The sequence below is a fragment of the Streptomyces sp. NPDC046727 genome (genome assembly GCF_040645635.1).
Taxonomy (GTDB): Bacteria; Actinomycetota; Actinomycetes; order Streptomycetales; family Streptomycetaceae; genus Streptomyces.
The window spans coordinates 18,703-27,423 of the sequence record NZ_JBEYYR010000062.1; the positions used below are offsets into that span (position 1 = coordinate 18,703).

Annotated in this window: 10 protein-coding genes; 4 read left to right on the forward strand and 6 right to left on the reverse strand. The window is 71.5% G+C overall.

Features of this window, described 5'->3' with window-relative positions; all coding sequences use genetic code 11:
- Positions 1-79: 79 nt before the first annotated feature.
- On the forward strand, positions 80-829 hold the full coding sequence (locus ABZ937_RS41315; protein WP_361700425.1) for an SDR family oxidoreductase: 750 nt from the start codon (positions 80-82) through the stop codon (positions 827-829).
- A 74-nt stretch (positions 830-903) separates the two neighbouring features.
- Here the strand turns inward: ABZ937_RS41315 and ABZ937_RS41320 are convergent, their stop codons facing one another.
- Entirely contained in the window at positions 904-2,469 is a 1,566-nt protein-coding gene (locus ABZ937_RS41320; RefSeq protein ID WP_361700427.1) for an MFS transporter, read from the reverse strand.
- 89 nt (positions 2,470-2,558) lie between these two features.
- Here ABZ937_RS41320 and ABZ937_RS41325 point away from each other — a divergent pair, with 89 nt between their 5' ends.
- Positions 2,559-2,924, forward strand: coding sequence for a helix-turn-helix domain-containing protein (locus ABZ937_RS41325; RefSeq protein ID WP_361700429.1), 366 nt, complete (start codon positions 2,559-2,561; stop codon positions 2,922-2,924).
- A 34-nt stretch (positions 2,925-2,958) separates the two neighbouring features.
- Here the strand turns inward: ABZ937_RS41325 and ABZ937_RS41330 are convergent, their stop codons facing one another.
- The 5 genes from ABZ937_RS41330 to ABZ937_RS41350 all read right to left on the reverse strand — a co-directional run bounded on the left by ABZ937_RS41330 (position 2,959) and on the right by ABZ937_RS41350 (position 7,398).
- Positions 2,959-4,272 (reverse strand): NtaA/DmoA family FMN-dependent monooxygenase, encoded by a 1,314-nt coding sequence (locus ABZ937_RS41330; RefSeq protein ID WP_361700432.1) that lies wholly within the window; start codon positions 4,270-4,272, stop codon positions 2,959-2,961.
- Positions 4,269-5,135 (reverse strand): creatininase family protein, encoded by an 867-nt coding sequence (locus ABZ937_RS41335; RefSeq protein WP_361700434.1) that lies wholly within the window; start codon positions 5,133-5,135, stop codon positions 4,269-4,271. The genes ABZ937_RS41330 and ABZ937_RS41335 overlap by 4 nt, the downstream gene beginning before the upstream one ends.
- Positions 5,132-6,025 (reverse strand): dihydroorotate dehydrogenase, encoded by an 894-nt coding sequence (locus ABZ937_RS41340; RefSeq protein WP_361700437.1) that lies wholly within the window; start codon positions 6,023-6,025, stop codon positions 5,132-5,134. The genes ABZ937_RS41335 and ABZ937_RS41340 overlap by 4 nt, the downstream gene beginning before the upstream one ends.
- Before the next feature lie 42 nt (positions 6,026-6,067).
- The gene (locus tag ABZ937_RS41345; RefSeq protein ID WP_361700439.1) at positions 6,068-6,631 is read right to left on the reverse strand and encodes a nucleoside 2-deoxyribosyltransferase; all 564 of its coding nucleotides are present in this window, start codon (positions 6,629-6,631) and stop codon (positions 6,068-6,070) included.
- Between the two features lie 248 nt (positions 6,632-6,879).
- Positions 6,880-7,398 (reverse strand): flavin reductase family protein, encoded by a 519-nt coding sequence (locus ABZ937_RS41350; RefSeq protein WP_361700441.1) that lies wholly within the window; start codon positions 7,396-7,398, stop codon positions 6,880-6,882.
- Positions 7,399-7,548: 150 nt separating this feature from the next.
- Here ABZ937_RS41350 and ABZ937_RS41355 point away from each other — a divergent pair, with 150 nt between their 5' ends.
- The gene (locus tag ABZ937_RS41355) at positions 7,549-8,535 is read left to right on the forward strand and encodes an AsnC family transcriptional regulator (protein ID WP_361700444.1); all 987 of its coding nucleotides are present in this window, start codon (positions 7,549-7,551) and stop codon (positions 8,533-8,535) included.
- Positions 8,536-8,582: 47 nt separating this feature from the next.
- A partial coding sequence (locus ABZ937_RS41360; protein ID WP_361700450.1) for a hypothetical protein occupies positions 8,583-8,721 on the forward strand: 139 nt, incomplete at its 3' end.

Below are 8,721 nucleotides of genomic sequence, written 5' to 3' on the forward strand. Positions count from 1 at the left end.
CGGGCCGGCCGCCACGGCTGCCGAGCTCGATGTCCGTTCCCCGCCGGTGCCCCTCGCGCCTGTCGGATGGGATGGAGCCATGACTTCACGAGGAAACCTGAACGGCAGGACGGTACTGGTCACGGGCGGCAGCCGGGGTATCGGTGCGGCGACGGCACGGCGACTGGCGCGGGAGGGCGCGGACGTGGCCGTGACCTATGTGCACGGCAAGGACGCGGCCGAGGCGGTGGTCCGGGACATCGAGGCGCTGGGCCGGCGGGCGGTGGCCCTGCGCGCGGACTCCGCGGACGCGGCGGAGGCGGCGGGCGCGGTACGGCGCGCGGCGGAGGAACTGGGCGGCCTGGACGTGCTGGTGAACAACGCGGCCACCGGGCTGATGGCCCCGCTGGAGAGCCTGACCCTCGCCGACGTCGACCGGCTGCTCGCCGTGAACGTGCGCGGAGTGTTCCTGGCCGCCCAGTCCGCCGCCGCGCTCATGGGTGCCGGCGGGCGGATCATCACCATCGGCAGCTGCGTCACCGCGCGCGTGCCGGGGCCCGGGGCCACGCTGTACGCGATGAGCAAGTCGGCCATGGTCGGGCTGACGAAGGCGCTGGCCCGGGAGCTGGCCGGGCGCGGTATCACGGCGAACGTCGTGCACCCGGGGCCGACCGACACCGACATGAACCCCGCGGACGGTCCGTACGCGTCCGGCCAGGCGGCCATGACCGCCCTGGGCCGCTTCGGTACGGCCGAGGAGGTGGCGTCCACGGTGGCGTTCCTGGCGGGGCCGGATGCGGCGTACGTGACGGGCGCCGAGTTCTCGGTGGACGGCGGATACGGGGCGTGACGGGGCGGGCGTGCCCGTCGGGTCCCGTGCCGGCGGGCACGCCCCTCATCGTCCCGTTGGCCGCCGCCGGCGGTTCAGTCGTCCGCCGGGCGGGGGCGCAGCAGCAGGGCGGCCAGCAGTGCGGTGCCGGCGAGGCCGAGTGCGGCGATGGCCGTCACGGCGGTGAAGCCGCGGTCGTAGGCGTGCTGTCCGGCGCGCAGCAGGGCGTCGGCGGTGCGGTCCGGCAGGTGCGGGGCCAGTCCTTCCATGGCTGCGAAGGACTTCTCGGCCGTGGACCGTTCGCCGGTGTCGAGCCCGGGGACGGACGGCAGGCCGGTGCGGTAGGCGGCGGTCAGGACGGTGCCGAGGACGGCGACGCCGAGGCCCGCGCCGAGTTCGAAGGAGGTCTCCTGGATGGCGGCGGCCTCCCCGGACCGCTCGGGCTGGGCCGCGCTCATGATGGAGTCGGCGCCGAGGGTCATCACGATGCCCGCGCCGTATCCCGCGCAGACCAGCGGGGCGAGCAGGGCGCCGTAGTGGCCGGTGTCGCCGGTGAGGGCGATGGCGGCCATGGCGGCGGCGAACAGGGCGAGGGCACCGGTGAGCGACCAGCGGTTGCCCCAGCGGTTCGCGGCCCAGGGTGCCGTCACCGCGCCGACCGCGTTGGCGCCGGCGAGCGGCATCAGCGCCAGACCGGCGCGCAGCGGGGAGTACGCGCCGACCTGCTGGAGCCACTGGGTGAGGAAGAACAGCAGCGCGACATAGCTGCCGAAGCAGCCGATCACACACAGGGTCGCGGTGGTGAACCGGCGTTCCCGGAAGAGGGAGAAGTCCAGCAGGGGTTCGGGGATGCGGCGCTGGCGGCGGACGAAGACGTACAGCAGGACGGCGCCGGCGACGGCGGTGGTGAGGATGACGCCGTTGACACCCGCGTGTTCGCCGGCCTGCTTGAGGGCGTAGACCACGCCGGCCAGGCCGGTGACGGAGAGCGCCACGCTGGCCACGTCCCAGCGGCGCGGGAGCGGGTTGCGGGACTCGGGGATGACCCGGGCGCCGACGGCCAGGATGACGACGATGACGGGCACGTTGATCAGGAAGACCGCGCCCCAGCCCCACTTCTCGGTGACGAGTCCGCCGACGAGGGGGCCGATCGTCGCGCCGACGCTGTGCGCTGCGGTCCAGATGCCGATGGCGACGGCCCGTTCGCGGTCGTCGGTGAAGACGACCCGGATGATCGCCACCGTGGACGCCATGATCATGGCCGCGCCGACGCCGAGCGCGGCGCGGGCCGCGATCAGCTGTGCGGTGGTCGTGGCGAAGGCGCAGGCCGTCGAGGCGAGGCCGAAGGTGAAGAAGCCGCTGAGCACCATGCGGCGCCGGCCGATCCGGTCGCCGAGGGTGCCACAGGTCACCAGCAGCGCGGCGAGCGTGAGGGAGTAGACGTCGACGATCCACAGCAACTGCGCGGGCGACGGCTCCAGTTCCCGGCTCATCCGGGGCACGGCGACGTGCAGCACGGTGAGGTCGGTTCCGCACAGCAGGAGGCTGCCCGAGACCACGGCGAGGACCAGCCAGCGCCTTCGGTGGATACGGGCCGCGTCTTCCTGCTCTGCCGTCCCGCCGACCGTGCGAGGCGCTGCCGGCGCTTCCTTGTGTGACATATCCTCAGTTTCTGGAGGTACCAACTCGGGCCGCAAGTACGGTCATTTCTGTGGCCTAGTGCCACTCGGTATACCCATGGAGGTCAGCGGTGCGTTCGAGCGTCGAGGATTCACCGGATCAGTGCGCCGTCGAGTTCGCGATGGAGATCCTGGGGGGCCGCTGGAAGCTGGCCATTCTGAAGCAGCTGGTGGCCGGCACGCACCGGTTCGGCGAGCTGCGGCGCGCACTGCCCGGGGTGACCCAGCGCATGCTGACCCGCCAGCTGCGCGAGCTGGAGGAGGACGGGCTGGTGTCGCGGACGGTGTACCGGGAGGTGCCGCCGCGGGTGGAGTACGCGCTCACCGACGTCGGCCACAGCCTGGACGCCATCACCGCGGAGCTGGACAAGTGGGGGCACTGGTACCGCGAGCAGGTACGCGCAGCGGCCCCGTCCGGCTCCCGGCCCCCGGTCTGAGAGCGGGAGCCGGACGGCTTCCCGGCCGCGCCGGTCAGAACTCCGCGAGGTTCTGCCGGAGGGTGTTGCCCGGTGTGTAGGCGGTGCGGGTCAGTCCGCGTCGCTGGAGCGCCGGGACGAGTCCGTCCGTGACCTCGGCGATGTAGCGCCGGTTCAGTCGCAGCAGTGGCGTGGTGATCATGAACCCGTCGCCGCCGGCCTCCTCCATCACCTCGCCCATCCGCTCGGCGACCTGGTCCGGGGTGCCCACCAGGTCCACGGAGGACACGAGCCCGCCGGCCCCGTCGATGACGAGTTCCCGCAGGGTCTTGCCGCTCCCCCACTGCTGGAACTTGTCGAGTGTGCCCTGCTCGCCGTTGGTGGTCAGCTGGTACGGCAGCGGCTTGTCCAGGTCGAACTGGGCGAAGTCGATCTCGGTGAGGGCCGACACCTGGGCCAGGATGTCCTGGATGAACTGCGGGGAGGAGACCATGCGGGCCTGCTTCTCGCGGGCGTCCCGCTCCGTCTCGCCGAGCGTCGGCGTGACGCAGAACAGCACCTTGACGGAGTCCGGGTTGCGGCCGTTCTCCTCGGCCCGGCGCCGTACGTCGTCGCGGAACTCCCGCATGCTCTCGGGGCCGCTGGCGATGGCGATGATGGAGTCCGCGTTGCGCGCCGCGAACGCCCGGCCCCGTGGTGAGGCGCCGGCCTGGACGAACGCGGGCCGGTGCTGGGGCGAGGGGACGGTGTTGAGCGGGCCGCGCACGCTGAAGTACTTGCCCTGGAAATGGATGGGCCGGACCTTGGTGTGGTCGGCGTAGACGCCGTTCTCCCGGTCCAGGACGACCGCGTCCGGGTCCCAGGACGCGAACAGCTGCTTGACGACGTCGACGTACTCGTCGGCCATCTCGTAGCGGACGTCCCGCGGCGGCAGCTTGTCCAGGCCGAAGTTCCGGGCGGCCAGGTCCTCGGCGCTGGTGACGATGTTCCAGCCGAACCGGCCGCCGAGCATGCTGTCCATGGTGGAGGAGAGCCGTGCGGTCATGAACGGCGGGTAGGCCAGGGTGGACAGCGTGGCCACGATGCCGAGACGGGTGGTGGCCAGGCCCATGGCCACGGCGAGCGGCACCGGGTCGTGCTTGGGGACGACCATGGCCTGCTTGAGGGCGGCCTCCGAGGTGCCGCCGTAGCTCTCCGGGACCATCAGCTTGTCCTCGACGATCACATAGTCGAAGCAGGCGCGCTCCAGGGCCTGGGCGACCTCGGTGTGGAACCGGCCGTCCCAGGGGGAGCCGCCGGTGCCGAACGGGCCCTGCCAGTCGTCGGGGGTGAAGTTGAAGATGAAGGCGAGGTGGAACCTGCGGGTCACGGGTGTGTTCCTCCGGGCTGGGCGGTGCGGCGCGCGGCGGTGCGGGAGCGGCGGTCGCTGGTCAGGGAGCGGCGGTCGGGGCGGGCCTGGGCGAAGAGCAGCCCCTCGCCCTCGCGCACCAGTCCGACCGCCTCGTCGAGGACATGGCGCAGGAGCTTCTCGCCGAGCGCGGCACTGGATCCGGAGGTGGACGACAGGATGCCGCGGTTGCTGATCTGCTCGACGTCGACGGGGTGCAGGTACACGCCGGCCCGGGGCGGGCGGTCGTGGTCCGGGCGTTCTCCGGTGACGAGGTCCGGGTGCAGGTGCAGCATCAGGCTGGTCTCGGTCACTCCGGCGTGCTCGGCGTGCCAGCCGGGGAACTCGGTGATCTCGGCGTCGGTCCAGGTGTCCCGCACCAGGCTCCACCAGCTGAACGCGAACACCTCGGTGCTGTCCAGCAGTCCCTGCTGGCGCACCTGGTCGAGGGCCTCGAAGAGGAACGGTTCGTTCTCGTAGTGGCCGTTGACCACGACGAGGCGGGCCATGGGCAGCTGGACCAGGGAGGTGATCGTCTCCCGCAGGAGGTCGATCAGTGTGCCGCCGGTGACATGTACGGTGCCGGGGAAGTGGAGGCCGCCGCCGCTCTGCGGGAGCGAGCGGGCGCCGATGGCCTGCGCGGGCAGGGTGAAGGCGTCCAGTTCCCGGGCGATGCCGTCGGCGAAGGCCTGGGCGAGGAGCAGGTCGACGGAGAGCGGCAGGTGCGGGCCGTGCTGCTCCACGGCCCCGATGGGCCACACCACCGTCCTGCCCCGTACGGCGTCGGTGACCTGGGTGCTCGTCAGGTCGGTCAGCCGCCGTGGCGCGGTGCGGTCGTCGCTCATGCCCGGGCCTCCTTCGGTGTGTCCGCCGGCGCCGGGTCCTGGCTCCCGGGACCCACGAGGTCCCGGGTCTCCGCGAGGATGCGCTGGAGGGTGTCGTACATGTCGGTGTGCAGGGCCGTGTAGACCTGGGCCGCGTGGGCGCCCACGGCGAGGTAGTCGGCCACGTCCCGGCCGCCCGTGACTCCGCCGCTGGCCAGGATCGGCAGGTCGAAGCCGCGTCGGCGCAGCTGCCAGATGGCGGCGAGGACGAGCGGTTTGATGCCGGGGCCCGAGTAGCCGAAGACTCCGCCCAGTTCGAGGTCGCCGGTGGCCGGTGCCACGGCGGCTCCGGCGATGGTGTCGCTGACGGTGATGGCGTCCGCCCCGCCGGCGATGGCCGCGCGGACCCGGTCGTGCAGCCCCTCGCCGATGGCCAGCTTCACGGCGAGCGGGAGGCTCGTGCGGCTGCGGGTCTCGGCGGTGTAGGCGTAGACCCGGTCGGGGTTGTCGTCGTCCAGGCCGTCCTCCTCGTTGAGGCAGGAGATGCCCAGCTCCAGCGCCCGGCAGCCGGTGGCCTCCACGTCCTTGGCGAGGGCGGCGAGTTCGGCGGGGGTGTCGGCGTGCAGCGAGGCGATGACGGGCAGACCGTCCTCGGCGAACGAACGCAGCACTCCCAGCCAGTGGTTGACGGGGCGTTTGGAGTACGTGGTGCTGTTGAGCATGCCGACGGGCAGCCGCAGGATGCGCTCGTCGAGCCCGGTCGGCGGACTGGGGTGGATGGTCTTGGTGACTACGGCACCGGCTCCCCTTTCGATCAGTCTGCGGATGTTGCGTTCCTGGTCCGTCAGCAACCCGGATCCCACGATCACGGGGTTGGCGATCGGCAGGCCCAGTACGGCCAAGTCGGGCACTTCTCACTCCGTCCGGCGGATGGTTGCGGGGCGCTGGGCGGGTCAGGCGACGAGGCCGGCGCCGATCGCCTCGCGCTGGCGCTCGGTGGCCGCGAGGACGGCGTCGACCAGCAGCGCGGGCTTCTGTGTGAAGTCGTCGAAGTCGATGACCTGGACGGCGCCCACCCGGTGCAGGCCCTTGAGCAGGTGGCTCGCGGACTCGGCGAAGGGCTGCTTGGTGATCATCACGATGGGGCGGCCCAGGGCCGTGGCCCAGCCCAGCTCGACATGGGTGCCGTCGGTGCGGCGCAGGGTGCCGTCGTCCAGCAGCGGCAGGACGGGGACGAAGACGTCGCACTTCTTCATCCAGCGGAAGTCGCGCACCGACACCTGCTCCGGGGTGAAGGCCGCGGTCCGCTCCCCGAACTTCTCCACCACGTGCGCCGAGAAGACGGTGGCACCGTGCTCGGTGACGGTGCCGATGGCCGTGGTGATGGCGTCCTGTAACCCTCCGACGAATCCGCTGCCCAGGATGGCGTGCTGGATGGGGCCGCCGACGAAGACGTCGAGGCCGCTCAGGACTCGGTCCGCGGGCTCGGGCGCGTCGACAACGATGTTCTCCGCCATGTGCGGTGCTCCTCTTCAGGGATGTTCAGGGGTGCTCAGGAATGTTCAGGATGGATAGGTCCCTGCGATCAAGGCCGTTCGAGACCTGGGGCGGCGTGCGGGCAGCCAGGCAGGGGGTACGGGACCAGGGGTACGACGGCGTCGGGGGCCGGTGGACCGGGCGGCGGGCAGCGCGCTCCCGGCCGGCCGTCGGGACGTACCAGGGCCGTGACGCGTGTCAACGGCCTGGATCCGTCGGTGGCCGATGGTCAGGGGGTGTCGTCGAGCCGTGCGTACCGGCCCCGGTGGTACAGCAGTGGCGGGCGGTCCTCGGCCGGTGCGACGAGCCGGCGTACGTCTGCGATGACCAGGAGATGGTCTCCGCCGTCGTGCTCGGCATGCAGCCGGCAGTCGATCCACGCGGAGGCGCCGGCGAGCCGGGGCGAGCCGTCGGGTGACAGATCCCAGTCGACGCCGTGGAACTTGTCGCCGCCGGACCGGGCGAACCGGTCACTGAGCGCCCGTTGCCGCTGCGCCAGCACGTTGACGCAGAAGAAGGTACTGCCGCTGATCGCGGGCCAGCTGGACGAGGTGCGGCTGACGCACAGCACGACGCGTGGTGGGTCGAGCGACAGGGAGGAGAACGCCTGACAGGTGAAACCCATCGGCGTCTCGGCCCCCATGCCGGTGACCACGGTGATGCCGGAACAGAAATGCCCCAGCACGGAGCGGAACTGACGGGAGGTGACCGGGTTGTCGACTGCTGCGGAGGTGCTCTCGCCTAACAAGCTCTGTCCTCTCGGCCTGACCGGCCTGTGCGGGTACAACAAGCTCACCACGCGTCACGGTTGGTGACGATGCAACAGTCTGTCTCATGTGATCGGTTGCGACAACACCACTGTTCTTCTTGATAAAGATCCTGCCATCATGTGGTCCCGATGAATGATTCCGACATCCTCGATGTAATTGACCGACGAATCATCGCTGCCCTCCAGATCAACCCGCGGGCCGGCGTGGCAGAGGTCGGCCGCATCCTGGGCGAGCACGAACGCTCCGTGGCCCGCCGGCTCCAGCGCCTGCTGGCCTTGGGCCTGGTCCACTTCACCGCGGAGTACGACCGGTTGCGCTGCCCGCTCGGCCACACGGCCTGGCTGCGCCTGAAGTCCCGGCCCGGTTGTCTGGAAGCCGTTGGTGACGCATTGGCGCGGCGCGTGGATGCGCTTAACGTCGCCGCAGTGAGCGGTGCGCCGGGCCTGCTGTGGTGCGAGCTGGCGGTGCCGACGCGACCGCTCCTGCACGCCCTGGCGGAAGGGGTACCGGACCTCCCCGACGCGGAGGTGCGCGACGTGTGCGTCACCCTGCGGTCGTTCAAGACGGGAGCCGAGTGGTACGCCCCGGTTCTCACCGACGAGGAGGAGAAGCTCTTGCGGGCCAGCCTGGTCCAGCCCCTGCCCACGCTCGCGGACCGGTACGACCTGACGCCCACCGACGAACGGGTCGCCGGACTGCTGCGGGCCAACGCCCGGGTCTCCCTCACCGACCTGGCCAGGGAACTGGGCTTCTCCACGGCCACGGCCGGCCGCCGGGTCGCGTCGCTGCTGGAGCGCCGGGTGCTCAGGCTGCGCACCGTGGTGGACCCCGCCCTGCTGGACCGGCCGGCGCGGGCCCTGCTGCGGCTGAGGGTCCGCCCGGCGGGACTGGAGAAGGTGAGCGCCACGCTGGCCGCGCACCGGGACGTGCACTCCTGCACGGCCGTCACGGGGCCGTACAACCTCCTGGCGGAGGTGTGCCTCACGCACGAGACGGACGTCCACGACTTCCTCGTCGACGCCCTCGGACCGGCCGAGGACGTACTCGGCCTGGACACCGGGATCGTCACCCGCACCTACAAGTTCGGCCCCGGCACGGACACGCCGCGCCGTTAGGCCCCAAGCCCCGAACTCACCGCGACCACGGGAGCCCCCTCTTGGCCATGCCGCCCACGGCTTTGCGAAGCAACACAGCGACGACGACCAGGCACATCTTCGTCACCGGGGGTGTCGCCTCCTCGCTCGGCAAGGGTCTGACCGCCTCCAGCCTGGGCATGCTGCTCAAGGCCCGCGGCCTGCGTG